Origin of the sequence: Acinetobacter sp. YH12027, from assembly GCF_013420085.1 — a bacterium.
GTDB classification, from domain to species: domain Bacteria; phylum Pseudomonadota; class Gammaproteobacteria; order Pseudomonadales; family Moraxellaceae; genus Acinetobacter; species Acinetobacter amyesii.
Genome location: NZ_VOYW01000015.1, coordinates 19,977 through 45,003, shown reverse-complemented (window position 1 = coordinate 45,003; position 25,027 = coordinate 19,977). Strand labels below are relative to the sequence as shown.

Genomic DNA, 25,027 nt, shown 5'->3' with positions numbered 1-25,027 from the left:
CCTCTTATTAATTCGAGGATGATTATAGTCATCTGAAACGATCTTGCCTAATGCAAAATGTATTTTATCGGTCATTAAAAATGCCATAAAAAAAGCCACCCGAGGGTGGCCTTTCGTTTCGAACTAAAACTTATTTAGTTTCGTAAACTGAGATTTCTACGCGACGGTTTTGTTCACGACCTGCAGCAGTTGAGTTATCCGCTACTGGAGAAGTTGAACCGTAACCACGTGCAGTAATACGAGTTGAAGAAATACCTTGAGACGCTAGGTAGTTTTTCACTGAGTTTGCACGGTTTTGAGAAAGTGGGTTGTTGATCGCATCAGAACCTGTGTTATCTGTGTGACCGTGTACAACGATTGCAAGTTTGTTTGCAGTACCGTCTTCACGCAATACTTTAGCAACGTCATTCAACGCAGATTGGAACTGAGATTGAATAGTTGAAGAGTTAGTTGCGAAAGTTACTGATGGCATAACAAGGTTGATCGAACCATCTGGATTACGACCTACGTCAACACCAGTACCAGCCAATTCTTGTTTAAGACGTTGTTCTTTCTTATCAAGAAGAAGACCAGCACCCGCGCCAACTACAGCACCAATTGCTGCTGCTTGACCCATTTTGTCTTTATCAGCATTAGAATAAGCAATACCAGCGCCTAAAAGAGCACCTAGACCAGTACCGATTGCTGCTTTGTCATATTCCATGTTTTGACAACCAGTAAGTGCCATTGCCCCAACTACTGCCGAAATTACTAGTGCACGCATTGCATGCCTCCTTCTTTGTGTTTTGTTGTATGGTTGAAATGATGAAGTAAAACAAATGGCTGAACCATTGATTTTTTGTTAATAATAAAACGTTTAGTTACAATTTGTAATATGAATACGAGATTTATTTGTTAATTCCATCACAATTTCTTCACAGTTCTGCAGATGTCCTTTTTTATTTAATCAACTCGAACTATATTTATTAGAATCAATCATTATTTGGACAATTTCCGCTAGGACTTTTTATATGTCATCTCAAACAAATAAGCAACCGACACTAAAAAAAATTAGCAAAGGACTTACCGTCGGTTCAGTTATGACAGGCAGTACTTTTTTCCATGGTCCTCCTGTACTAGCCCTTGGTCTAACCAAACTCTTTAAAAAATCAAAAAAGGTTGATGAAACCAACATAAAAATTACCAACAGTTGGCTCACGGTCAATAACTGGTTAATTGATCACGTTTTACCCAACACAAAATGGGATATCACCATCGATGAAGGCCTCGACTTAAATTTGCATGGTCGCTATCTCATGACCTGTAACCATCAGAGTTGGGTCGATACAACAGTTAACCAATATTTTGGTTTAACCCGTATGCCACTGACGCGTTTCTTTACCAAATGGGAACTCATTTTCATTCCATTTGTTGGACAAGCTTTTAAAATTTTAGGCTTCCCAATGATGAAACGTCATAGCAAAGAACAAATCGCGAAAAATCCTGAACTTAAATATCGAGATATGGAAGAAGCGCGTAAATCTTGTGAACAGTTATTGAGCCAGCCTTTTACCCTGCTGAACTATTTGGAAGGCACTCGCTTTACCCCTGAAAAGCATGCGCAGCAGCAGTCACCGTATCAAAACCTTCTTAAGCCAAAAGCGGGTGGTTTAGCACTGGCACTCAATATTTTAGGGGATCAAGTTGATGCTCTCGTAGATATGACCATCGTCTATCCAAATGGTGCACCAGGTTATGGCGAATTTTGGCTAGGTGAAGTTCCACGTATCGCCGTGGATTTACGTAAAATTGAAATTCCAACGTGGGTGCATGGCGGCAACTATGAAGATGATGCAGAATTCCGTGAAAAATTTCAGCATTGGGTGGATGAGCTGTGGACGGAGAAAGACCAACTCATTACTCGTATGAAAGCCAAATACTCAGTTACTGAATAATTAAGAAGAAGTTTTATGTCGCAGAACAGCATGCCGCAAAACAAGAAATCTAAATATCATCATGTCAATCCAGACAGTTGGTCATTCAAACTGTTTTTGATTTATGACATATTCATGGTGTTTATTATTGTTTTTAACTTGTTCTGCCTGTGCATGAACTTTTTTCTCATGAGCAATCTTGGCAGTTGGTTCTTTAACAGTATCCACCTGCCCGATGTGCTGAGTTTTTACCGTGAACATTTGCATCCGTGGGTGATTACCACCGAAGCGTGGTTCATTATCTTTTTGATTGTAGAACTGTTGGTGCGTTGGGCGATTGCCATCATCAACAAGCACCATCAGCGCTGGTTCTTCTTCCCGTTTATACATTGGTACGAAATTTTAGCCATTGTGCCGCATTTACGTTTCCTGCGTTTATTTCGCGCGGGCGTGATTGCCTATCGACTTTATGAAATGGGTTATCAGATTGTGCCATCGGCATGGCAAAAGAAAGCTTTGTTTTATTATCGTGTGGTGATGGAAGAACTGTCTGATCGAGTAGTACTGACGGTGCTCGATGGGGTTAGACATGAGTTAAACACCAGTACCACACATAAAGATTTGATTAGCAATGTCGTTCAGCATCACCGAGAGTTATTTACCCAAGTCTTGGCCGAAATTTTGCAAGAAAATTTAAGCAAAGAGCTACGTGCTGAACGTGAATTGATCGCCAAAAATGTCGGAAAAATCGTCAGTCAGGCCATCGAAGACACTCCAGAACTCACGCAGCTATTGCGCTTAGTGCCAATCGTTGGCAGCCGCATTGAACAGCAGATTCAAAGTATCGGGCAACGTTTGGGTGAAAATATTACCCAAGGTTTAATTTCCCCGTTGGCTTATCCCAATACATCGACGGCTCAGAAACCCAATCTATATTTAGACATTTCACAGCGTGTTAGCCGTATTGAAATCGAAAATAATGCCCAGCTGGATGAGTTGGTTCGCTCTGCGGTTTTTGAAAGTATAGAGGCTATTCGTAAGCAAGTGAAAGTAAAACAGTGGCAGCAGATTATGCAGGAACAGGACCAAGCTACAGAATAAACACTTAGTCAAAAATAATTGCGAACTCCGCTAGAGTATTCATGCAAATTGTTCTAGGATTTGCTCTATTTACAACATAACTACTTCGGCACAAAAGTAATAGTTAGAAGTCTCAAGGATTCAATATGGCTGATATACGGATAAAAGGCAAAATGGTCAATGCGATTCGCATTCACCTCGATACCAATGATCATGATGCGATCCGCCAGCAACTTACTCCAATGTTCCAAAAGGCTTTTCCACCCGGAACATTAGCCGTGATTGAAAGTACGGTTGATCAAGAACTAATTGCACTGATTCAACTACTTATTAGTATTGAAATTCAACCGATTGGTGTCACTGAAGGTCCGCTATCGGACCAAGCACGTGCTATCCAATTTCCCGTAGTTCCTGCGGATCGCAAACTACAACAAGTTAAACCGACACGCGAACAAGTGGTTGAAGAGCCCGCGCCTGCAGAAGAAAAAACCGAAGATAAAATTGCTGCAGTCGAAGTACCGACCATTCGTCATGCCACGTCATATCACAATGAAATCTTGCGTACAGGTCAATGTTTAGTCCAAGACCATGGCGATATCATTATTAATGCTGGGATTAATAGCGGTTCAGAAGTAATTGCTTCAGGAAATATACATATTTATGGTAGTGCTCGTGGTAGAGTCATTGCCGGAGCTGGTGGGAACACGGCTGCACGTATTTTCTGCCATTCATTAGAAGCTGAATTGGTTTCAATAGCAGGGACTTACTGTGTCGCTGATGACATTCCACCTCATGTGGTCAAACAGCCAGTACATATTTATTTGAATGACCAGCAAGAGCTAGTATTTGAAGCTTTGCAATTTTAATGTATAAATAATCACCAAACCCCTAATTAAAAAAGGGGATTTAAACCATAACAGGAGTGGATTCGGTGGCGAAAATTGTTGTCGTAACATCAGGTAAAGGTGGCGTAGGTAAAACAACTACAAGCGCATCTTTTGCAACAGGTTTAGCCCTTCGCGGCCACAAAACTGTTGTGATCGACTTTGATGTGGGTTTACGTAACCTTGACTTGATCATGGGCTGTGAACGCCGCGTTGTATATGACTTTGTAAACGTATTGAATAACGAAGCTCGATTACAACAAGCGCTTATTCGCGATAAAGATATTGAAAATCTCTACATTTTGCCAGCATCTCAAACACGTGATAAAGACGCGTTAACAGATGAAGGTGTAGCACGTGTGATGGACGAACTTTCTCAAGAGTTCGATTACATTATTTGTGACTCACCTGCGGGTATCGAACGTGGTGCAATTTTAGCAATGTATCATGCTGATGAAGCGATCATTGTGACGAACCCAGAAATTTCTTCGGTACGTGACTCTGACCGTATTATTGGTATGCTCGACAGCAAAACCAAAAAAGTAGAACAAAACGAAGGTCGTATCCGTAAGCATCTCTGTATTACACGTTTCAATCCAGAACGTGCGGATAAACAAGAGATGTTGACGATTGATGACATTTCAAAAGATATTTTACGCGTACCGACTTTAGGTGTTATTCCTGAATGTAAAAGCGTTCTACAAGCATCGAACGAAGGTAAACCAGTGATTTTGTTTACAGAAGAAGCGGCTGGCCAAGCGTATGATGACCTTGTTGCACGTTTCCTTGGTGAAGAGCGCCCTTACCGTCATATTACGGTAAAACCTAAGGGTTGGTTAGCACGTCTATTTGGAGCGTAATCATGGCAGGATTCTGGAGCAAACTTTTTAGCAGCGACGAGAAACCGTCAAGCGCACAAACGGCAAAAGACCGTTTAAAAGTCATCGTGGCATCTGAAAATGGTTTAGGTAAACGCCTTAGCCAAGACAAGATTGACATGATGAAAAAAGAAATCATGCAAGTGGTAAATCGCTATGTTCGTGGTGTAGATGAGCAACATATTCAAATGTCTGTTCGTTCTGAAGCGAATATTGAAATGCTTGAAATGAATATCAATTTGCCTGAAGAACGTTAATCTGAATTCTGATTAGCCAAGTAAATTGAATCAAGGCAAAATGTGAGGCTGGATCAGTAAAGCGTTGCTTTACCCAGCCGCAAGATGAGAAGCTTTGCTTCGAGTGGGCTGGATTAGTTTTATTCCTTTGTTAGATCAAAAGCTTTGCTTCGAGTAAACGGGATAAAAAAAATAACTTTTGATCCAACCATAAAATGAGTCGCTTAACTTAGAGATGGCGAATAAAACCATTTTACTTGCGTACTCATTTTTGCCTTTTTGTATTTTTAAACCAGCAAGGAGATTGCGATGGCATTATCTCAGCCAGCAACGTTCAACGAAGAATGGTCAGATGAGCGTGTATTTGCCTACCTTACTCAGCTTCCTCCTGAAGGAGTGAATGGCGACTTTCACGTGCTTTACCATGCTTTCAAACATATGCGTCCAAATGACTATGAGCGTCTTTTGACTCAATTCGTTGCCGATGGCCGTGATGTGAACGCAACTAATCCTGAAGGTCAGCGTATTCATGACGTGATTGCTCAATATCCACGTCAAAGCGCAGGTTTCCTCGAAGTATTGGCAAAATTTGCTTAATTTCGAGTACCGAAAAAAAAGCCCGCATGATGTGGGCTTTTTTTATCTTATTTAAAATCAGCGTGATAGTATTTCAGCATGATTAATGCACGATCAACATGAGCAATGGAAACATCAAGCCAAAACCAATGGTTTGTACACTAATAATGGCCGCCATCAGTTGTGAATCGCCCTGATAATAGCGCGTTAAAATATAGGACGATGATGCAGTCGGCAAAGCAAAAAAGACCACTAAAATTATCCGTTCAAAATCAGTTAAACAAAGACAACTACTTATCACATAAGCCAAACTCGGCATTAAAACTAATCGCCCAATCGTATTTAAACTCAGACGACGTACATCTGCACGCATCTGCTGAAACTGTAATGCCGCTCCCACAGACAATAAACCCAAAGGTAAACTCATTGCCGCCAATATTTTTAGCAGCTCGGGTAAACCATTAAATAAGGTGAGACCTGATAAATTAAATAGAACACCGACTACACAACCTAGAATGAGCGGATTTTTCGCGATAGAAATACAGGTTTGTCCAAGCTGTTTAACGCTGATATTGGAAAAAGACAGGACAGAAATGATATTCACCAAAGGAACAGCCACAGCAATCAACATCGCAAACATTTGCATGCCTTCTGAGCCAAACAGCGCCCCCATTAATGACAAGCCAATATAGGTATTAAAACGGATATGACTTTGGATATACACGCCAAAACGCTGCACGGGAATATGCATAAACTGCTTGATCCCCCACAACACGATGCTGATCAAACAGGTGCCCGCAACCAGTACTGTCAACATTCGTGAAACAGTGTTCATATCCAATTGCACGGCTGATACATTCAAAAAAAGCAGCACAGGAAATAAAACGTAGTAATTGAGTTTTTCTGAATTTGCCCAGAATTCATCCTGAACAAACTGTGTGTATTTAAGCACATAGCCCATTGCGATTAATGCAACGAGGGGAAACAATGCGACGACGATATTCATGCTATACGCCTTGAAATAAACAAGCTATTTCATCTTTAACCATTTATGTAGCACAATATAATCCTCATCTAGACTCATAACAAAATGAGCAATTACTCATGGCAATGACATTTTCTCAGCTTGAAATTTTTATTAAAGTCGCAGAACAACAAAGCTTTACTCTCGCTGCTCGGCAACTGGGAATTACTCAGTCGGCTGTCTCTCATGCCTTAAAGTGTTTAGAGCAACATTGGAATGTCAGCTTATTTAGCCGTGAGCAAGGCGAAATAAGCCTGACCCACATCGGTCAGCAGTTATTGCTACATGCCAAAGAAGTCATCAATACCGCACAAATCATGCAGCAAGAAGTGCATGCCGCACATGGTATTCAACAAGGAACGCTGAGAATTGGTTCGTTTGGTTCTTCTAGTTCGATTCATCTGCTTCCAGAGCTGCTCAAAGCGTATCGGGAGCGCTATCCGCATATTGAAATCTATGTCGAAGAAGGTACCGATGCAGAAGTGTCACGTTGGATTTCTGAACGTCAGATTGATGTTGGTTTTGCTGTACTCCCTAAGCCGCAGCTGTTCACTTTCCCCCTAATTCAAGACATTTTCATTGCCTTGATTCCAGATAGTTATTCAGTTTCCAAACACAGTCATTTAAATATCCAAGACCTGCAAAACTACCCCTTTATTATGACCCGTGCAGGCAGCCAGTCCCATGTGGAAAAACTGCTTAAACAACACCACATACAACCTAAAATCACCTATCAAATGTCGCAACTGCTAACCATTTTAAACATGGTGAATTTACAGGAAGGGATTGCTATTGTTGCGGATATGGCGATGCCTACTGAGCTGTTGGCGCTACATCCACATGTGGTTAAACGTCCACTCTTTCCAAATACCCAACGGCAGATTGGACTCGCCGTAAAAAATCAAAAACTCATGAGCCCTGCCTGCAAAGCTTTTATCGAATTGGCCCAGTCCATGTTCTACCAAGATGAGTTCTCAATCTAAAAATAAAAAAACCTGCCGAAGCAGGTTTTTTATTTTAGGACTTAGACCAAAATATCTCGTTTACCATTTGGCCCCATCCCACTGACGATGCCATTTTCTTCCATCTGATCAATAATCCGTGCAGCACGGTTATAGCCGAGACTGAATTTACGCTGTAAAGATGACGTCGATGCTTTACGTGTTTCTAAAACGAAACTAACACATTGATCATACAACGCATCACGGTCTGATCCGCCATCACCATCTTCAAAACCGCGAGATGTCGGCTCTTCATCATAAGGCGTGAGGATTTCATCGACATAATTCGGTTCACCGCGCTCACGCCATGCATCACAAATACGGTTCACTTCATCGTCTGAAATAAACGCGCCATGTACTCGTTCAGGTTCAATTTTACCCGGTCCGAGGAACAACATATCACCATGACCCAGTAAGTCTTCCGCACCACCAGCATCTAAGATAGTACGTGAATCCAGTTTACTGTTCACACGTAGCGCAGCACGGGTTGGAATATTGGCTTTGATCAAACCCGTCACCACATCTACGGTTGGACGCTGTGTCGCCAACAGCAAATGAATCCCTGCTGCACGTGATTTTTGTGCAAGACGGGTAATCATTTCTTCGGCTTTTTTACCCACTTGCATGATCATGTCAGCAAATTCGTCGGCAACAATTACGATCAACGGCATTGGCTGTAAACGTGGCGCACGACTTTGGGTTGCAGAGTCATCTGGCTTCCAAGTTGGATCAATCAGATCTTCACCATTGGCCATTGCTTCTTCAATTTTGCGGTTAAAGTCAGTCAGCTTACGCACTTTCATCAAGGACATCAGCTTATAACGACGCTCCATTTCATTGACACACCAGTTCAATGCACTCACCGCATCTTTCATGTCGGTTACAACAGGCGTTAATAAATGTGGAATATCGTTATAGTTGGCAAGTTCCAACTGTTTCGGGTCAATCATGATGAGTCGCAGTTGCTCAGGTGTGTATTTCAACAACATCGATAGCAACATGGCATTGACTGCGACTGACTTACCAGAACCTGTAGTACCTGCCACCAACATATGCGGCGCTTTCGCCAAATCGGCCAAGACAGGATTACCCGAAATATCTTTACCCATCGCCATACTAAGTAAGGCATTTGGATCACGGTATGCCGGCGTTTCTAACAGCTCAATAAGACGAACCATTTCACGTGAACTATTTGGGACTTCAATCCCGATATACGGTTTACCCGGAATAACTTCCACCACACGTACAGAAGCCATAGACATCGAACGCGCCAAGTCACGTGAAATATTGGTGACTTTAGACGCTTTCACACCAGGTGCCAAGTCAAGTTCAAAACGTGTTACGACTGGTCCCGGCTGTGCCTCTACAACTTTGGCTTTGACATTAAACTCTTGCAGTTTAATTTCTAAAAGTTCAGACAAGCGAGACAATTGCTCTGCAGTGAAATTGACTTTCTTGTTCGGATCAACCGGATCTAAGATTTCCAAGCCCGGCAAAGTCGGTAAATCCAAGCGTTTTTGTGCCACTTGCATCGCACGTGACATTGGACGACCAGAGGCATCGGTTAAAGGCGCATCAAAGTCAAAATCATCTTCGAGATCTAAATCGATGTCTTCAGGCTTACCTGCTGTTTCTTGCCACACTTCACGGAAAGCATCTTTATTCGAGCTGATTAAGGCTTTTTCATCGTCAGATACAAAAGTCTGTGGCTGCGTATTGATTTCAGCACGAACCAAAGGCGTTGATTGCGCATAACTACTGGTTGTACGAACCGGTTGTGACTGTTCAATTGCTTGCTCTGCTTCTTCAACCAGCAAATCATCGAGATCATTAAATTCAGCTTCAGCACTGATATTTTTCGGTGTGGTGAGCGTTGTCGTTTGTGCAGCTGCCCCACCTAAACCTGCAACTGTGGCAGCAGCACCTGTAGCAAAATCATTTGAATGCGTTGCAGGACTTTCACTTTGTGCTGTATTAAATGGGCTATGCACATCAGTCGCTGTTTTACCATTTGGAACAGCGGCTAACAGCTCATCGAAGATCTCATCATCATCCCAATCCACTGATTTTTTAGCAGGTTGCACCGCTTCTGTCGGAGAAGTCGAATGCACATCCGCTGCTTTGTTGAAATATTCAGTTTGATTGGCAGGCTGCTCTTCTTCTGCAGCTTTCAGTAAAGCATCAATATCTTGTTTGTGCCGTTGGTCATCATTTGAATGCAAGGCACGCCAAACCTCTCCCGTCGCAACAACACGTTGTTGATCTTGCTCAAGCTGACGAACTTTCGCCAAAGTATGTTCAAAATCTTCATCGGATGGTGTAGCAGTCTCCGGCGAATTTACCGTAGATAAAAGCTGTGCATTGCCTTCTTTGTCTGCCCATTCTTTATCGGCAATATCATCAAATAAACGTTCAGCAACACGATCACGTACCACAGGATCGACATCGACCGCATGATGTTCGTCGGCTGGTGTTACAGGTGCAACCACTTTTGATGCATGCGCAGCAGCACTATCTTTTTTAGTCGTTGGTACTGTACGGTCAAATGCGGTATCGCCTTCAGGCACATTGCGATAGAACAAATCTTGCAGATAAGCTGGTGTGGATTTCATGGTTGCCCATGTCTTATTCCACTTGATGCCAAAGGCCAAAGTGAACAACATGATCCAAAATGCAATAAGAAATATTGCTGCACCATAGACCGTTAAAATTTGTTCAAGACTTTGACCCAGTTCATAGCCAATGATCCCGCCAGATGCATTTTCTAAAGTATCTTCAGGGACATTCCAAAACAGGAAAAGTAAACTTGAAGTTGCCAGTAAAATAAAGAACTGAGCGGCATAGCGAAATGGACGGTTTAAAAAACTACGTGGCCACCAAACTTGAATTGCTTCGAGAAATAAATAGACAGGTATCAGCAGACTTGCCCAACCTAAAAATCCATAGAGTAAGTCAGCTATCCATGCACCTGCGACGCCGCTGGCATTTGAAACTTGCTGAGTATCACTGGATAAATGCATCCATCCCGGATCAAATGGCGTATATGTGACTGTTGCAAGGAACAGATATATCCCAAATGAAACAAGGAATAATGTCATTATTAAGCGCTGTGCATATGCACCCGACACCGCTGTCATATACGTTCCTGTAACCAATTCTTCATGAATGTTTTTGTCATTACCCACAACAAAAATGGGCTGAATCTAAACCTGTTATTATGCACCTGTTCAATAAAAAAGATGCAAGATAATTTAAGTATAGTTGTTAACTTTATTCTATATAGCTCAAAACGATTTCGATGATCAATAATATCGACTTTAATCTCACACAATCGTTTCAAACTTTGACGTATAATTCCACAAATTATCATATAAAAAAAGGATTCTACGGATGAGCGCTCGTCACTCACGTCTAATTATTTTAGGTTCTGGTCCTGCAGGTTATAGCGCTGCGGTATACGCTGCCCGTGCAAACCTGAAACCGACACTCATCGCAGGTATTCAATTAGGCGGTCAATTGACTACAACGACAGAAGTAGACAACTGGCCAGGTGGTGCAGAAGGTTTAACAGGCCCTGCCCTAATGGAACAAATGCAAGCGCATGCTGAACGTTTTGGCACAGAAATTGTGTATGACCATATCAACGAAGTAGATCTCAATGTTCGTCCGTTCGTGCTTAAAGGCGATATGGAAGAGTTTACTTGTGATGCATTGATTATTTGTACAGGTGCAACTGCACAATATTTAGGTCTTGAATCAGAAGCTGCTTTCATGGGTCAAGGCGTGAGTGCATGTGCAACATGTGACGGGTTCTTCTACAAAAACCAAAAAGTTATGGTTGTCGGCGGCGGTAATACTGCTGTGGAAGAAGCGCTGTATCTTTCAAACATTGCTTCTCATGTCACTCTTGTACACCGTCGTGACACTTTACGTTCAGAGAAAATTCTGCAAGATCATCTTTTTGCAAAAGAAAAAGAAGGTAAAATCAGTATTATTTGGAATCACCAAGTGGATGAAGTCATTGGCGATAACACCGGTGTGACTTCTGTACGTATTAAATCTACGCTAGATGATTCAACTCAAAATGTTGATGTCACTGGAATGTTTGTGGCGATTGGTCACAAACCAAACAGCGGTATTTTTGATGGTCAATTGAACCTACGTGATGGCTACATCCAAGTTCAAAGCGGAACTGCGGGTAATGCAACACAAACGTCTATTCCGGGTGTATTTGCTGCGGGTGATATTGCCGACAGCATTTACCGTCAAGCCATTACTTCTGCAGGTTCAGGCTGTATGGCTGCACTCGATGCTGAAAAATACCTTGATGCACTCGGTGAATAATCTTTTGCTTAAGTCATTTGCTTAGCTAAACAGTTTTAAAAATTAGCCGACCTGATGGTCGGCTTTTTTATGTATGATAAAAATCCGTGTAACTCAATAAGAAGCTTGGCATGCCGATACTCCCTCCTTCTGAATTTACTTTCCCCGATCCAGCTGAATGCGATCCTGATGGTGAAGGCTTAATTTGCATCGGTGCTGACCTCTCTCCTTCTACATTGTTTGAAGCCTATAGCCATGGTCTTTTCCCGTGGTTTAGTGAAGGTGATCCGATTTGCTGGTGGTGTCCTGAACCCCGCTGCATTATTCGACCGCAGGACTATCATCCAAGCAAATCGTTATTACGCAGCATGAAAAAAATGGACTATAAGATCACCATTAATCATGCGTTTGAAACTGTGATTCGCTCATGTTCATTGCCACGTAGTTATGCCAATGAAACATGGATTTCAGAAGATATTATTCAGGGATATTCTGCGCTGTTTGAAGCAGGCTATGCTTATAGCATTGAAGTTTGGGAAAATGAGACCGTTGTCGGAGGACTCTATGGCGTCAATATTGGCCATGGCTGCTTTGGCGAGTCTATGTTTAGTACACGAACAGATGTCTCTAAAATGGCGTTTTACACCTTAATGCTCATCGGGCAAGAGAATCAGTTGCCATGGATTGATTGCCAATTGGTCAACGATCACCTCTTAAGCTTAGGTGCGAGTACACTTTCTCGCCAACAATACCTTAATTCGTTACAAGATGTTGTTAAACAACCCTCTATCGATTGGAAAAAGTATCAGGACAGTGTATTTTCAAGTAAAACAATAGCGCAATGGGCAAGTCTCAGCGCATGACAATAAAAGAGGGATATTACGATGAATTCCTATCAACCGAAGTCCCTGTTGAACGAATTACAGTACTACATCACGCCTCCGCATGATTGTAGCTACTTAGAAAATAAATCTGCTCGGATGGTCTTTCTTGATCCTGTCCATCGTATTGATGTGGTCACGTTATCTGAACTTTCCCGCATGGGTTTTCGTCGTAGTGGGGATTTTGTCTACCGCCCTGAATGTCATCTTTGTCGTCAATGTCTATCCTCACGCGTGCCTGTTCTTGAATTTCAAATGAACAGCGTGCAAAAAAAAGCGTGGAAACGGAATCAAGATTTAACGGTGAAAATTAGCCGTCCTCAAGATGCCGATGCAAAGCATTATGCCCTGTACGAACGCTATATCAATGAACGGCATGCTGATGGTGATATGTACCCACCTAGCCAAGATCAATTTGAAAAATTTTTAATTAATAGCTGCACTGACAGTTTCTTTTTAGAGCTATGGTTGGATGAGCAACTAATCAGTGTATCTACCTGTGATCCACTCGATGATGGTATTTCAGCGGTATATACCTTTTTTGATCCTGATGAAAGCCGTCGCTCACTAGGGACTTTTGCCATTCTGAAACAAATCGAGCATGCACAAAAGCTTGGATTGCAATATGTCTACTTGGGCTATTGGGTGCCAGATTCGCAAAAAATGAATTATAAATCTCAGTACATTCCACTGGAACTTCTGCTTGATGGACAATGGCGTCGACTCAATCGACCACTGACCCAAGAAGAAATTAGCCAACTGGGGGATTCCCTGATGACCACCTTACCTTCAGGTTGGAATAATCCTATTATTAAATAAAAGGGATCAACAAAAGATATTCAATAAAAAAGCATTCGTTTATTCACGAATGCTTTCTTTAAATCTGATGACGCTTCACCGCTTTTATTTAAATAAAGCTGCAAAATCATCAATACAAGCCTTCACCATAATAATGGCGTGCTCACGAGTTCCATCGGCATTTGGATAATAATTCTTTCGCAAATCGATTTGATGAAAATCCGCTTTTTCATATAAACGGATCGCAGGTTTATTACCTTCTCGCACTTCTAAGAAGATTTGAATGGGGTTATTTTTGAGTAAAGCAATAGATTCATCGAGCAATTGAAAACCTAAGCCTTTGCCTTGCTGGCCCGGATCGATCGCCATCAGCAATAAATTTGCTTCATCTAAAACGGGTTGTAAAATGCAAAAACCTACAACTTTTCCTTGTCGCTCAATCACCGTACTTTGATAGGCAGCAATCGATTCTTGAAATTGTTTTATAGTCCAAGGATGGCTTTGTACACGGCGCTCGATATCGTAAACCTGCTGTACATCAGCGTCTTGCATCAAACGAATCATCTTCGTTTATCTTTCTATGGCTAGGGTATGCGCATTATAAAAAGTTTGTCTCTAAAGTTGAATAAAAAAAAGAGCGATTTACATCGCCCTTCTCAAAAAGTCACCACAGCGCTGTGATTAGAGCCCCAAATAAGCTTTCCACGTTTTTAACAAACCTGAAGTATCTAAATCATTCGGGTGAAAACCAGGTTTAAAATACATCAGCATTTCTTTACCCATACCAGTGATGATGCCTTTTGAAGGGCTATAACCATAGGTATAAATATCTTTTAATGCTTCAAAATTAAGCTTGTTATCTTCTTTTAATAAACGAGCAACAAAGTAGCTTTGTACGAAGAATAAAGTCACCATTGCGCCAATCAATGAACCTGTACGGAGTGCGTAGGCCTTAATTCCCTGACCAAAGACACCTTCAAAAACATCATAAGCCACGGCTTTATGTTCATTTTCTTCAATCGCATGCCACAACCACATATTTTTCATGGTTTCATCTGTCATTAAAACTTGAATATGTGGGTTAACCAATAACTGTGAAGCAATCGTTGCAGTGAAATGCTCAAGTGCCGTAGTTGCGGTTAGATCCACCATTTCTTGAGTAATACCAACAGGTTTACCAATACGTGCAAAGACTTTGCGCACGCCTTGGATAACTCGACCCGTTGCCTTATCAAGCGTTTCTACATCATGACCGTATTTTTGTGCAGAAGCATTGAAGCCTTCATGCTCTTGCGTATGCATGGCTTCCTGACCAATGAAAGCACTAATTTCTTTTTGTAAGGCTTCATTGTTTGCGATCGCTGGGTGTTTACGTACGGCACGCACACTATCAATAAAGAACATTTCACCCGCTGGAAATAAAGCAGATAATGCGGTCATAAAATGTGTCAAACCAGCTGAGCCGTTCATCCAATACTCTGGTACTGCATCAAATTCAAAATTCATGCGACGTACAGGGAAACTTGCACCTGCTCGATTAGTAATCTTTACTTTAGCGTTCATGCCTAACTCCTTTTTGAGTTATTAAATACTCAAACTTTTTATTGGTTTTCTTGAGTTCATATTACGGTTTTATTGAAGCGTAATTATTTCAGTTAAGGACAGTGAATTATCACTAAAGGACAGCTTTAAAAAATATTGTCAGACAATTTCCCCTATCACATTGAATAAGCATAAAAAAAAGCGCCTCAAAGAGGCGCTTTTTTACACACATTTAGTGATTATGCAGTTACTTTAGAAACTACACCAGCACCAACTGTACGGCCACCTTCACGGATCGCAAAGCGTAAGCCAGCGTCCATTGCGATTGGGTGGATTAATTCTACTGACATTTCTACGTTGTCACCAGGCATAACCATTTCAACGCCTTCTTTAAGCGCGATCGCACCAGTTACGTCAGTTGTACGGAAGTAGAACTGTGGACGGTAACCGTTAAGGAATGGAGTATGACGGCCACCTTCGTCTTTAGAAAGTACGTATACTTCTGCGTCGAATTTAGTATGCGGTTTGATTGTACCTGGTTTAGCAAGTACTTGACCACGTTGAACGTCTTCACGTTTAGTACCACGTAGAAGAACACCACAGTTCTCGCCCGCACGACCTTCGTCAAGAAGTTTACGGAACATTTCTACGCCAGTTACAGTTGTTTTAACTGTATCTTTAATACCAACGATTTCAACTTCTTCGCCTACTTTCACGATACCAGTTTCAACACGGCCAGTTACTACTGTACCACGACCTGAAATTGAGAATACGTCTTCGATTGGCATAAGGAATGCTTGGTCGATAGCACGTTCTGGTTCTGGGATGTAAGAGTCAAGAGCTTCAACAAGAGCAACTACAGCATCTTCGCCGTATTGACCAGCTTCACCATTAAGCGCCGCAAGAGCAGAACCACGGATTACTGGAGTGTCGTCGCCTGGGAAGTCATAAGTAGAAAGAAGTTCACGAACTTCCATTTCTACTAATTCAAGAAGTTCTTCGTCGTCAACAAGGTCGCATTTGTTTAAGAATACAACGATGTAAGGTACACCTACCTGACGAGAAAGCAGGATGTGTTCACGAGTTTGTGGCATTGGACCGTCAGTCGCAGCACATACAAGGATCGCACCATCCATTTGCGCAGCACCAGTAATCATGTTTTTAACATAATCGGCGTGACCTGGGCAGTCTACGTGAGCGTAGTGACGGATTGGAGAATCGTATTCTACGTGTGAAGTATTAATTGTAATACCACGTGCTTTTTCTTCTGGTGCAGAGTCGATTGCAGCGTAATCTTTCGCTTCACCACCGAATTTTTTTGCACATACAGTTGCAATTGCAGCTGTTAAAGTAGTTTTACCGTGGTCGACGTGACCAATTGTACCCACGTTAACGTGTGGCTTATTACGTTCGAACTTAGCCTTAGCCATGAGATCTTCCTTTTTAAACTACTCATGCAGGGATACTGCATGAGCATTTGGTTTTTAACTATGAATTAGTTTGGGCTTATAGTAATCGAAAGATTACTCGTCGTCACCTTTTTTACCGCCAGATTGGAACTTAGCGATGATGCCTTCAGCCACGTTACGTGGTGTTTCAGCGTATTTAGCGAATTCCATAGAATAAGTCGCACGACCTTGAGACATAGAACGCATATGAGTTGCGTAACCAAACATCTCAGAAAGTGGAACTTCTGCACGGATAGCTTTAGTACCACCAGGTAAATCGTCCATACCTTGAACAAGACCACGACGACGGTTTAAGTCACCCATGATATCGCCCATGTAGTCTTCTGGAGTTTCTACTTCAACTTTCATGATTGGTTCAAGCAAGATAGGATCTGCTTTCATGAAACCGTCACGGAATGCGTAAGAACCCGCCATTTTGAACGATAATTCGTCAGAGTCGACGTCATGGTAAGAACCATCGAACAATGTCGCTTTGATGCCAACCACTGGATAACCAGCTAGGACACCATTCTTCATACGTTCTTGGATACCTTTGTCAACCGCACCGAAGAATTCTTTAGGTACTACACCACCTACAACTTCTTCAGCGAACTCGTAATCTTTGCCAGCATCTTCAGCAAGTGGTTCTAAACGTACGTATACGTGACCAAACTTACCTTTACCACCAGTTTGACGTACAAACTTACCTTCTTGTTCAACTGATTTTTTGATCGTTTCACGGTAAGCTACCATTGGTTTACCAATGTTCGCTTCAACGTTGAATTCACGCTTCATACGGTCAACAATAATGTCAAGGTGAAGCTCACCCATACCAGCAATAATTGTTTGACCAGATTCTTCGTCAGTACGTACGCGGAATGAAGGGTCTTCTTTCGCCAAACGACCTAAAGCAACAGACATTTTTTCTTGGTCAGCTTTAGTTTTAGGTTCAACCGCAAGCGCAATTACTGGCTCTGGGAATTCCATACGCTCTAGTGTAATTACATTGTTTTCATCACATAATGTATCACCAGTCGTAGTATCTTTAAGACCTACACATGCTGCGATATCACCCGCACGAATTTCTTCAATATCGTGACGGTCATTTGCGTGCATCTGTACGATACGGCCAACACGTTCGCGCTTCATTTTAACTGGGTTATAGCAAGGGCTACCTGCTTTAAGCACACCAGAGTAAACACGTACGAATGTTAAGTTACCTACAAATTTGTCGTTCATGATTTTGAACGCAAGCGCAGAGAACGGAGCATCATCAGACGCTTCACGAGAACCTTCAGTTTCGTCTTTGTCGTCAAGGATACCTTTAATCGCCTCGACATCAGTCGGCGCAGGTAAGAATTCAATTACAGCATCCAACATACGTTGAACACCTTTGTTTTTGAACGCTGAACCACAAAGCATTGGTTGAATTTCATTCAACAATGTACGTGCACGTAAACCTGAAACGATTTCTTCTTTAGTTAACTCACCTTCTTCAAGGTACTTGTCCATGAGTTCTTCTGATGCTTCCGCAGCAGCTTCAACCATGTTAGTACGCCATTCGTTAGCTAGTTCAACTAATTCAGCAGGGATTTCGCCATATTCAAACTTCATACCTTGAGACGCTTCGTCCCAGATAATCGCTTTCATTTCGATTAGGTCAACAACACCCTGGAAGTTTTCTTCTGCACCGATTGGAACAACGATTGGCACTGGATTACCACCAAGACGTGTTTTAACTTGTTCAACAGCACGGAAGAAGTTCGCACCAGTACGGTCCATTTTGTTCACGAATGCAATACGTGGAACTTTATATTTATTTGCTTGACGCCATACAGTTTCAGACTGAGGTTGTACACCACCTACAGCACAGTAAACCATGCATGCACCGTCAAGAACACGCATAGAACGTTCAACTTCAATAGTGAAGTCTACGTGTCCTGGGGTATCAATTACGTTAATACGGTGCTGTTCGAATTGGTTACCCATCCCTTTCCAGAAGCATGTTACTGCCGCTGAGGTAATAGTAATACCACGTTCTTGCTCTTGTTCCATCCAGTCTGTAGTTGCAGAACCTTCGTGAGTTTCACCAAGTTTGTGACTCTCACCTGTGTAGAACAAAATACGTTCTGAAGTGGTAGTTTTACCAGCATCAATGTGCGCAGAGATACCAATGTTACGATAACGAGAAATTGGGGTTTGACGAGCCATGATTTCTAGCATTCCTAAATTTTGTTGTTTAAAACAGGACGCTTTAAGCTGCATAGCAACTTAAAGCGATTCGATGACAAAACAGTGACAACTGATTTGTCACCCTCCTGAATAGGGGCTGTTTTATCCGCTTAGAAACGGTAATGAGAGAAGGCTTTGTTGGCTTCAGCCATACGATGCACATCTTCACGTTTTTTGATCGCTGCGCCTTTACCTTCAGCTGCATCAAGCAACTCACCAGCAAGACGTAAAGCCATAGTTTTTTCAGAACGCTTAGCAGCAGCATCTACTAACCAACGCATAGCCAAGGCAGTACGACGGGATGGGCGTACTTCCATAGGCACTTGGTATGTAGCACCACCAACACGGCGTGCTTTTACTTCGACCATAGGACGAACTTTTTCAAGAGTAGTCTCGAAAAATTCAACTGGGTCTACTTTAGATTTTTCTTGAACGCGGTCTAAAGCACCGTAAACGATACTTTCAGCAATAGATTTTTTACCATCTTGCATTACGTGGTTCATGAATTTAGCGATTGTTTGGCTGCTGAACTTAGGATCCGGAAGGATTTCACGGGCAGCAACTACGCGACGTCTTGGCATTTTAATACACCTAATAAATATGACACTTCAGGTTACTCCAGCAGGTGCACAAAGTGTCATGTGCTTTCGCTGGCCTTACTATACGTCGCTTGGAATTTTCACAAAAAATGCAGAAATCAGACAAGCGAGACGATAAAGGATTGCAGTTCTAACGAACTAAGAAGTTAATCTTTTCAGATTATTTCTTAGGACGTTTAGCACCGTATTTAGAACGAGACTGGTTACGATCTTTAACACCAGCACAGTCTAAAGAGCCACGAACGGTATGGTAACGTACACCTGGTAAATCTTTAACACGACCACCACGGATAAGAACAACACTGTGCTCTTGTAGGTTATGGCCTTCACCACCGATGTAGCTAGAAACTTCAAAACCTGAAGTTAAGCGAACACGGCAAACTTTACGCATTGCTGAGTTAGGTTTTTTAGGTGTAGTTGTGTAAACACGTGTACAAACACCACGACGTTGTGGACAAGCCTTCAACGCAGGAACTTTAGATTTTTCAACTAAAGTTGTACGACCCTTACGGATCAACTGATTTGTTGTTGCCATTTGGCAATTCTCCCGTTAATAAAAAGCCCCAAAAAATACTACTTTTTGAGGGCATGCAATTGTAAGCGAAGACTTAAAATTGGTCAACAATATACGATCATCGAAAACATTTATTCATCGTGAGTTGCGCAAATTTTCACCCACAAATAAATAGGTTATTTTTCAGAAGAATCTGCTGATTTTTTTGTAACTTTATCTACGGCTGCTGTTTTGGCTTTACGCGGCTTAGCTTTGGGTGCAGCTTTCGCCACAGGGACATCATCATCCTGTACAGCTTCCAACACATCAAACTCATCTTTTTCAGCTAAAGCAGGTTTTTGCGCAGCCACGGGTGCATGAGGCTCAACAACTTTTTCTGCGAGTGCCTCCAAACCTTCTGAGACTTTTTGTTCCTGCGCTACCGCCACTTCGGCTGCATCAGCGGTTTTAGCTTGTGCTTTTTTAGTGACTTTTACTGCGCGGATACTCTCGTGACCTGCAACATCTATGGTCTGATCCAATACTGGTTCAGCCAAATCGATATCTTTCGCCTTAATGCCTTCTAGTAATTTAGGTGTTGCTTGAGCAAGCAACTCAAGAGAGCGCTCATAGGCATGTAATGGTGACAAGGTGATATCTTGATGCTGCAAAATATATTGGCGCGCATTAGAAAAGACCTGCTGTGCCTTCTGATTCACTTCATCCACCAAACGGCGACTATACACCACACTTACACCAGCACTCGCCACAGGAGATAACCGTGATAGCTGGTTTAACAGTGAAACTTTTGGCATTTGATTGAGCCATGCCCACTTGAACTGACCATTTTCATCCAGTACATATTTTTTCAATGCTGCTGCATCGGTGTCCGAACCCACCAATTGCTGCAACTGATGCAAATCACTATTTTGCAGCGTGCTACTCAGGGCTTTAATCGCCATAAGCAAGGTTTGTTTTTCTGCAATTAAACTCAGGTCGACCTGTTTAAAAATAAACTGAACGATATCTTGATCACTTTCTTTACTTAAGTCGAAACCATAAGAACGTCCAACTTGATAAATCACTCGCAAAGTCATAATCAGTGACGCAGGGATATCAATACTTGAACCGATGACACCTGTCGCACCAGTTAAAGCCCCTTGAATTGAAGCAATCCATTTATTTTGCTCGCCCAAGGCCTGACTAATGCGACGTGAACGATCGACATCTTGTGTCAACTCTTCTAAATCACGCACCCCAGCTTCATCAAGCACCGCATCTACAGATGAAATATCCGAACTAAAATGATTCAGTCGATCAAAAAGATAGTCAGAAATCTTGTCGCTAAATTGAGGGGCAACAAAATTGGCTACATTATTTACGGTATTAAAGTGTCGACCGAATAATTGTCTAGAAACATTCGGAACGTGTTCACGCAGAATTTGCTGCGGATTATCATATTTTTTCACATCAAATACGCTCGTCTGACGTGACTGACCTTCCAAGGTTTGACCATTTTTTTGTGGTTGAATGACCTTAGTTACAGATTCGGGTGCAACATGATTGATAATAGACACCCCAGTAGAACTGAGCTTTTTAGCCACTCCAAAGGCGTTTGAAAGCAGACCAGCCGTTGGTTTATTATTCGTTTTCGCCATTCCCTACCCCATTCAGACTATTCTTGAAATTCTTGATAAATACTAGGTGTAGTCAAACTTTATCACAACTTGAATATGTATCTTATAGTTAAGTTTTTTGCTGCATCGTTGCAAATTAGCTCAGTCAAAAATAGGCATAGGATTTGCCATAAGAATTCAAAAAGCTTTCTGCTATCATTATTCCAATCAAATTATATGAGTTCGTCTATTTAGAAAGTTTCCTTCGTATACTTTCAATAGCTTGCTCACACACTACCTATAAAGGATCTGTAGATGAAACGTGTTGTAATCACTGGTATGGGCATCAACTCATGCATTGGTAATACATTAGAAGATGTCACTCATTCTTTGCAAAACGGGATTTCTGGAACACGTTTCAACCCAAGTTATGCTGAACTTAATTTTAAAAGTCATGTCAGTGCGGCTGCAGAACAAAACTTTGACGGTATTGACCGCCGCTTAAAACGCTTTATGGGCGTATGCGCAATGTATGCATACAACTCAGCTTTGGCTGCAGTAGAAAATGCAGGCTTAACAGCAGAACAAATTGGTGGTAATCCACGTTACGGTATTGCTGGTGGTTCAGGTGGTGGTTCAACTGCATCTGTTGTTGAAATGAAAGAACTTCTAGACACTAAAGGTGCACGTAAAGTTGGTCCATTCTTTGTACCACGTAACATGACCAACACCATTACCGCAAACGTGGGTGTTGCATTTAAAATGCAAGGTATTGCACACACCATTACTAGCGCATGTGCAACATCTGCAGATGCCATTGGTTATGCATACAATTTGATTCAATTAGGCAAACAAGACTTAATGCTTGCCGGTGGTGGTGAAGAAGACCATTGGTCACAAAGTCTTTTATTTGATGCAATGGGCGCACTTTGTTCAAAATATAATGACACTCCAGAGACTGCTTCACGCCCTTACTCTGCTGACCGTGACGGTTTCGTCATCGCAGGTGGTGGTGGCTTCGTTGTACTAGAATCTCTTGAACATGCTCAAGCACGTGGCGCAAACATTTTGGCTGAAGTTGTCGGCTATGCAGCAAACTCTGATGGTGCTGACATGGTTGCACCATCTGGTGAAGGTGCGACTCGCTGTGTCCTGATGGCGCTTGAAGAAGCAAAACAACACGGCGTAGACAAAATTGACTATGTAAATACACACGGTACGTCTACTCCAGCAGGTGATGTCACTGAACTTAAAGCGATGGAGCGTGCTTTCGGTGAAGGACAAGTTCCTCCACTCAGCTCAACCAAGTCGATGACTGGTCACAGCCTGGGTGCTGCAGGTGTACAAGAAGCGATTTATTCTATTTTGATGATGCAAAATGACTTTATTGCACCAAATATCAACGTGACTGAACTTGACGAAGGTGCAAAACCTTTTGATATCGTACTTGAAAAACGTGATGCAAAATTGAATACTGTGATGAGTAACAGTTTTGGTTTTGGCGGTGTAAACGCTTGCCTCGTTTTCAAAAAATGGGAAGCATAATATAAAGTTTGCTGCTTTGGCGCTTCGGTGCCAAAGCACATACCCACCGCCCTTTTAAGGGTTAATATATGGATGCTCCATCAGATGCTTTCCTCTGGGTAAAAGCATTGCATATCATCGCAGTTGTTTGCTGGTTCGCAGCGCTATTTTATCTCCCTCGCCTTTTTGTCTACCATGCTATGAGTGAAGATGCTACGAGTTATCAGCGCTTTCAAATCATGGAACGTAAGCTATACCGCGGCATTATGTGGCCCGCTATGATTGCTACACTGATCACGGCGCACTTCCTCGTCGATTGGGGTGATGCAACTCGACACTACCATGAAGCGCTTTGGTTCTACCTAAAAGTAGGATTGGTTGGACTATTGGTGATTTATCATTTTGTATGTGGTTATTACCGTAAAAAGCTTATCGAAAATGCACATTATAAATCGCATAAGTTCTGGCGTTATTTTAATGAAATGCCAACTTTGATTTTATTTGCAGTGATCATTTTAGTGGTCGTGAAGCCAAGCTTCTAAACGACTGTAAAAAAGCCCCTACTCATTGGGGCTTTTTTATTTCTATACCAAAATGTTTATATACAAAAACTACAACTGCACACAGCTATCTAAAATATTCCAATTGTGTGCTCTAAATTGCTCACGCGGATACGGCACCTCAGCACACAGCATACCCTCCTTCTTAAAGAAACGTCGGCCGTGGCTATTTTGATTCAACTGCGTTAAATCAGTCGCACCCTGATTCAACAAATTAAAAATCATAATTCGATCATTCAAAATGTACCCTGCAAGCACATAGCGCTCCCAAGGCACCCCCTCTATATTGGACAAAGTATTGCCCAAATAGTTTTTGATATGCCAAGATGAATACTGTCCCTGTTTTTGACCAGCCTGCATCCTAAACGAATCATAAGAAAGCTCAGATAGCTGTGCCGCCTCTTCATATTGCTTAAACAATTGATTTGCAGTTTGATTTGGCAAATACAACCAATACATCAACGAGGTATTCCAGTCCGATAATTGCTGCACCTGCTTCAACACCGCATATACGCCATAGGCTTCCAATTGCGCTGCTGAGCGCAAACTTAACTGACTGGCACTTAAAGGCTCTAAATAAACAACTTGTCCAGTCTTTAATTGCTCATTACGTATAATTCGAACATAACGTGCCAGCCAGCTTTGAATCAGCATCCTTTCAACCAATGAGATCGGGCGCTCAAGCATCTGCTGCAATCTTTGATATTCAGCCATATATGCATCCAGCTTATCCTCTTTATTTAACGCAATATTGATCTGATAAAGGATCGCCAACTGATTTAAATACTTAAAGTCTGGATATGCGGAATTGCTCGGCATACTTAAACTGCGGTATTGGTCTGCATGCTGCAACCATGTATTAAAGCGCTGCAACGGCACCTTTTCTTGCTGTATCAGCGCACCGAGCACCTGATGATGCTCAACAACAAATGCGCTAGCTGCCTTAGGATCATCGACCAGCAATTGCTGAAACTCCGCAACTAAATTCGTCTGTTCTTCTGACCACTTTTCACGTGTTAGCTTCGCATTCAATGGCTGGCCCAATACATTCTGATGCTCTTGCCCCAACAAACTAAATGCCCAATCTTGATGATAACGATAGCGCCCAACATTCAATGCCGAAAACCGATCTGCAGCATTCAGCCCAAGCAAGTTAAAATACGGCTCTTGTGTGTAATTTGAATGATAAGAAATTTCAGACTGCTGCCACTTGAGCACCCGAGGATCAATACGCTCATCCCACCGCAGCCAAAGACAAAAACACACAACAATTGCAAGCAACAGCAAGAAAATAAAGATGATTTTTTGTTTCATTGATTTCTTATTTTGAATTATTTCAGCCGTATTATATTCAACTCCACCATTCACGCATACAAAAAAAAAGCCATCACAAGATGGCTTTTTGTTTTAAACGCAAAT

At 42.0% G+C, this 25,027-nt stretch carries 23 protein-coding genes; 12 read left to right on the top strand and 11 right to left on the bottom strand.

The window, feature by feature from the left end; genetic code table 11:
* Positions 1 to 130 precede the first annotated feature (130 nt).
* The gene (locus FTT94_RS07260; RefSeq protein ID WP_078190036.1) at positions 131 to 763 is read right to left on the bottom strand and encodes an OmpA family protein; all 633 of its coding nucleotides are present in this window, start codon (positions 761 to 763) and stop codon (positions 131 to 133) included.
* 247 nt (positions 764 to 1,010) lie between these two features.
* Here FTT94_RS07260 and FTT94_RS07255 point away from each other — a divergent pair, with 247 nt between their 5' ends.
* From FTT94_RS07255 to FTT94_RS07230, 6 genes are all read left to right on the top strand, one after another.
* Positions 1,011 to 1,934 (top strand): acyltransferase, encoded by a 924-nt coding sequence (locus FTT94_RS07255; RefSeq protein ID WP_180063877.1) that lies wholly within the window; start codon positions 1,011 to 1,013, stop codon positions 1,932 to 1,934.
* Between the two features lie 15 nt (positions 1,935 to 1,949).
* Complete coding sequence (locus tag FTT94_RS07250; protein WP_373686020.1) at positions 1,950 to 3,014, top strand: preprotein translocase subunit SecA; 1,065 nt, start codon at positions 1,950 to 1,952, stop codon at positions 3,012 to 3,014.
* Positions 3,015 to 3,139: 125 nt separating this feature from the next.
* Entirely contained in the window at positions 3,140 to 3,859 is a 720-nt protein-coding gene (gene minC, locus FTT94_RS07245; RefSeq protein WP_078193110.1) for a septum site-determining protein MinC, read from the top strand.
* Positions 3,860 to 3,924: 65 nt separating this feature from the next.
* A complete protein-coding gene (minD, locus tag FTT94_RS07240; RefSeq protein ID WP_067670152.1) occupies positions 3,925 to 4,737 on the top strand; it encodes a septum site-determining protein MinD in 813 nt (270 codons plus the stop codon).
* Positions 4,738 to 4,739: 2 nt separating this feature from the next.
* Entirely contained in the window at positions 4,740 to 5,012 is a 273-nt protein-coding gene (gene minE, locus FTT94_RS07235; protein ID WP_078190039.1) for a cell division topological specificity factor MinE, read from the top strand.
* 288 nt (positions 5,013 to 5,300) lie between these two features.
* Positions 5,301 to 5,588 carry a PA4642 family protein gene (locus FTT94_RS07230; protein WP_067766167.1) on the top strand — a complete coding sequence of 96 codons (288 nt, stop codon included), beginning with the start codon at positions 5,301 to 5,303 and terminating at the stop codon, positions 5,586 to 5,588.
* 82 nt (positions 5,589 to 5,670) lie between these two features.
* Here FTT94_RS07230 and FTT94_RS07225 read toward each other — a convergent pair whose 3' ends face one another.
* A complete protein-coding gene (locus FTT94_RS07225) occupies positions 5,671 to 6,573 on the bottom strand; it encodes an AEC family transporter (RefSeq protein ID WP_180050353.1) in 903 nt (300 codons plus the stop codon).
* Between the two features lie 104 nt (positions 6,574 to 6,677).
* Here FTT94_RS07225 and FTT94_RS07220 point away from each other — a divergent pair, with 104 nt between their 5' ends.
* Entirely contained in the window at positions 6,678 to 7,574 is an 897-nt protein-coding gene (locus tag FTT94_RS07220; RefSeq protein ID WP_168379094.1) for a LysR family transcriptional regulator, read from the top strand.
* A 41-nt stretch (positions 7,575 to 7,615) separates the two neighbouring features.
* Here FTT94_RS07220 and FTT94_RS07215 read toward each other — a convergent pair whose 3' ends face one another.
* Positions 7,616 to 10,729, bottom strand: a complete 3,114-nt coding sequence (locus FTT94_RS07215; RefSeq protein WP_180170503.1) for a DNA translocase FtsK — start codon at positions 10,727 to 10,729, stop codon at positions 7,616 to 7,618.
* A 253-nt stretch (positions 10,730 to 10,982) separates the two neighbouring features.
* On the opposite strand from FTT94_RS07215, the gene trxB reads away from it, so the two are divergent.
* From trxB to FTT94_RS07200, 3 genes are all read left to right on the top strand, one after another.
* Positions 10,983 to 11,936, top strand: a complete 954-nt coding sequence (trxB, locus tag FTT94_RS07210; RefSeq protein ID WP_180026552.1) for a thioredoxin-disulfide reductase — start codon at positions 10,983 to 10,985, stop codon at positions 11,934 to 11,936.
* A 110-nt stretch (positions 11,937 to 12,046) separates the two neighbouring features.
* A complete protein-coding gene (gene aat, locus FTT94_RS07205) occupies positions 12,047 to 12,778 on the top strand; it encodes a leucyl/phenylalanyl-tRNA--protein transferase (protein WP_180170502.1) in 732 nt (243 codons plus the stop codon).
* A gap of 21 nt (positions 12,779 to 12,799) precedes the next feature.
* Entirely contained in the window at positions 12,800 to 13,615 is an 816-nt protein-coding gene (locus tag FTT94_RS07200) for an arginyltransferase (RefSeq protein ID WP_168379088.1), read from the top strand.
* An 84-nt stretch (positions 13,616 to 13,699) separates the two neighbouring features.
* Here FTT94_RS07200 and rimI read toward each other — a convergent pair whose 3' ends face one another.
* The 7 genes from rimI to FTT94_RS07165 form a co-directional block, all read right to left on the bottom strand.
* Entirely contained in the window at positions 13,700 to 14,158 is a 459-nt protein-coding gene (rimI, locus tag FTT94_RS07195; RefSeq protein WP_180170501.1) for a ribosomal protein S18-alanine N-acetyltransferase, read from the bottom strand.
* 117 nt (positions 14,159 to 14,275) lie between these two features.
* Positions 14,276 to 15,157 carry a metal-dependent hydrolase gene (locus tag FTT94_RS07190; RefSeq protein WP_180008205.1) on the bottom strand — a complete coding sequence of 294 codons (882 nt, stop codon included), beginning with the start codon at positions 15,155 to 15,157 and terminating at the stop codon, positions 14,276 to 14,278.
* Between the two features lie 218 nt (positions 15,158 to 15,375).
* Positions 15,376 to 16,566, bottom strand: coding sequence for an elongation factor Tu (gene tuf / locus FTT94_RS07185; RefSeq protein WP_180002848.1), 1,191 nt, complete (start codon positions 16,564 to 16,566; stop codon positions 15,376 to 15,378).
* Positions 16,567 to 16,659: 93 nt separating this feature from the next.
* Positions 16,660 to 18,795, bottom strand: coding sequence for an elongation factor G (gene fusA, locus FTT94_RS07180; RefSeq protein ID WP_180004228.1), 2,136 nt, complete (start codon positions 18,793 to 18,795; stop codon positions 16,660 to 16,662).
* 131 nt (positions 18,796 to 18,926) lie between these two features.
* Complete coding sequence (gene rpsG / locus FTT94_RS07175; protein ID WP_005011815.1) at positions 18,927 to 19,397, bottom strand: 30S ribosomal protein S7; 471 nt, start codon at positions 19,395 to 19,397, stop codon at positions 18,927 to 18,929.
* Positions 19,398 to 19,575: 178 nt separating this feature from the next.
* Positions 19,576 to 19,950 (bottom strand): 30S ribosomal protein S12, encoded by a 375-nt coding sequence (rpsL, locus tag FTT94_RS07170; protein ID WP_000246374.1) that lies wholly within the window; start codon positions 19,948 to 19,950, stop codon positions 19,576 to 19,578.
* 155 nt (positions 19,951 to 20,105) lie between these two features.
* Positions 20,106 to 21,566: an EcsC family protein gene (locus FTT94_RS07165; protein ID WP_180170500.1), complete on the bottom strand. Its 1,461-nt coding sequence runs from the start codon at positions 21,564 to 21,566 to the stop codon at positions 20,106 to 20,108.
* A 273-nt stretch (positions 21,567 to 21,839) separates the two neighbouring features.
* Here FTT94_RS07165 and FTT94_RS07160 point away from each other — a divergent pair, with 273 nt between their 5' ends.
* Positions 21,840 to 23,069, top strand: coding sequence for a beta-ketoacyl synthase N-terminal-like domain-containing protein (locus tag FTT94_RS07160; RefSeq protein ID WP_078190050.1), 1,230 nt, complete (start codon positions 21,840 to 21,842; stop codon positions 23,067 to 23,069).
* A 68-nt stretch (positions 23,070 to 23,137) separates the two neighbouring features.
* Positions 23,138 to 23,590 carry a protoporphyrinogen oxidase HemJ gene (gene hemJ / locus FTT94_RS07155; protein ID WP_180170499.1) on the top strand — a complete coding sequence of 151 codons (453 nt, stop codon included), beginning with the start codon at positions 23,138 to 23,140 and terminating at the stop codon, positions 23,588 to 23,590.
* A gap of 69 nt (positions 23,591 to 23,659) precedes the next feature.
* On the opposite strand, the gene FTT94_RS07150 is transcribed toward hemJ, so the two are convergent.
* Entirely contained in the window at positions 23,660 to 24,922 is a 1,263-nt protein-coding gene (locus FTT94_RS07150) for a hypothetical protein (RefSeq protein WP_180170498.1), read from the bottom strand.
* Positions 24,923 to 25,027 lie beyond the last annotated feature (105 nt).

Excerpts from the sequence above, each read along its gene's own strand:
- fusA (WP_180004228.1), bottom strand. The coding sequence starts at position 18,795 with ATGGCTCGTCAAACCCCAATTTCTCGTTATCGTAACATTGGTATCTCT.
- rpsL (WP_000246374.1), bottom strand. The coding sequence starts at position 19,950 with ATGGCAACAACAAATCAGTTGATCCGTAAGGGTCGTACAACTTTAGTT.
- FTT94_RS07220 (WP_168379094.1), top strand. The coding sequence starts at position 6,678 with ATGACATTTTCTCAGCTTGAAATTTTTATTAAAGTCGCAGAACAACAA.
- FTT94_RS07165 (WP_180170500.1), bottom strand. The coding sequence starts at position 21,566 with ATGGCGAAAACGAATAATAAACCAACGGCTGGTCTGCTTTCAAACGCC.
- FTT94_RS07255 (WP_180063877.1), top strand. The coding sequence starts at position 1,011 with ATGTCATCTCAAACAAATAAGCAACCGACACTAAAAAAAATTAGCAAA.
- minE (WP_078190039.1), top strand. The coding sequence starts at position 4,740 with ATGGCAGGATTCTGGAGCAAACTTTTTAGCAGCGACGAGAAACCGTCA.
- minC (WP_078193110.1), top strand. The coding sequence starts at position 3,140 with ATGGCTGATATACGGATAAAAGGCAAAATGGTCAATGCGATTCGCATT.
- FTT94_RS07160 (WP_078190050.1), top strand. The coding sequence starts at position 21,840 with ATGAAACGTGTTGTAATCACTGGTATGGGCATCAACTCATGCATTGGT.
- FTT94_RS07250 (WP_373686020.1), top strand. The coding sequence starts at position 1,950 with ATGTCGCAGAACAGCATGCCGCAAAACAAGAAATCTAAATATCATCAT.
- FTT94_RS07225 (WP_180050353.1), bottom strand. The coding sequence starts at position 6,573 with ATGAATATCGTCGTCGCATTGTTTCCCCTCGTTGCATTAATCGCAATG.
- FTT94_RS07190 (WP_180008205.1), bottom strand. The coding sequence starts at position 15,157 with ATGAACGCTAAAGTAAAGATTACTAATCGAGCAGGTGCAAGTTTCCCT.
- FTT94_RS07215 (WP_180170503.1), bottom strand. The coding sequence starts at position 10,729 with ATGACAGCGGTGTCGGGTGCATATGCACAGCGCTTAATAATGACATTA.
- FTT94_RS07150 (WP_180170498.1), bottom strand. The coding sequence starts at position 24,922 with ATGAAACAAAAAATCATCTTTATTTTCTTGCTGTTGCTTGCAATTGTT.
- tuf (WP_180002848.1), bottom strand. The coding sequence starts at position 16,566 with ATGGCTAAGGCTAAGTTCGAACGTAATAAGCCACACGTTAACGTGGGT.
- FTT94_RS07260 (WP_078190036.1), bottom strand. The coding sequence starts at position 763 with ATGCGTGCACTAGTAATTTCGGCAGTAGTTGGGGCAATGGCACTTACT.
- hemJ (WP_180170499.1), top strand. The coding sequence starts at position 23,138 with ATGGATGCTCCATCAGATGCTTTCCTCTGGGTAAAAGCATTGCATATC.
- aat (WP_180170502.1), top strand. The coding sequence starts at position 12,047 with ATGCCGATACTCCCTCCTTCTGAATTTACTTTCCCCGATCCAGCTGAA.
- FTT94_RS07230 (WP_067766167.1), top strand. The coding sequence starts at position 5,301 with ATGGCATTATCTCAGCCAGCAACGTTCAACGAAGAATGGTCAGATGAG.
- trxB (WP_180026552.1), top strand. The coding sequence starts at position 10,983 with ATGAGCGCTCGTCACTCACGTCTAATTATTTTAGGTTCTGGTCCTGCA.
- FTT94_RS07200 (WP_168379088.1), top strand. The coding sequence starts at position 12,800 with ATGAATTCCTATCAACCGAAGTCCCTGTTGAACGAATTACAGTACTAC.
- rimI (WP_180170501.1), bottom strand. The coding sequence starts at position 14,158 with ATGATTCGTTTGATGCAAGACGCTGATGTACAGCAGGTTTACGATATC.
- rpsG (WP_005011815.1), bottom strand. The coding sequence starts at position 19,397 with ATGCCAAGACGTCGCGTAGTTGCTGCCCGTGAAATCCTTCCGGATCCT.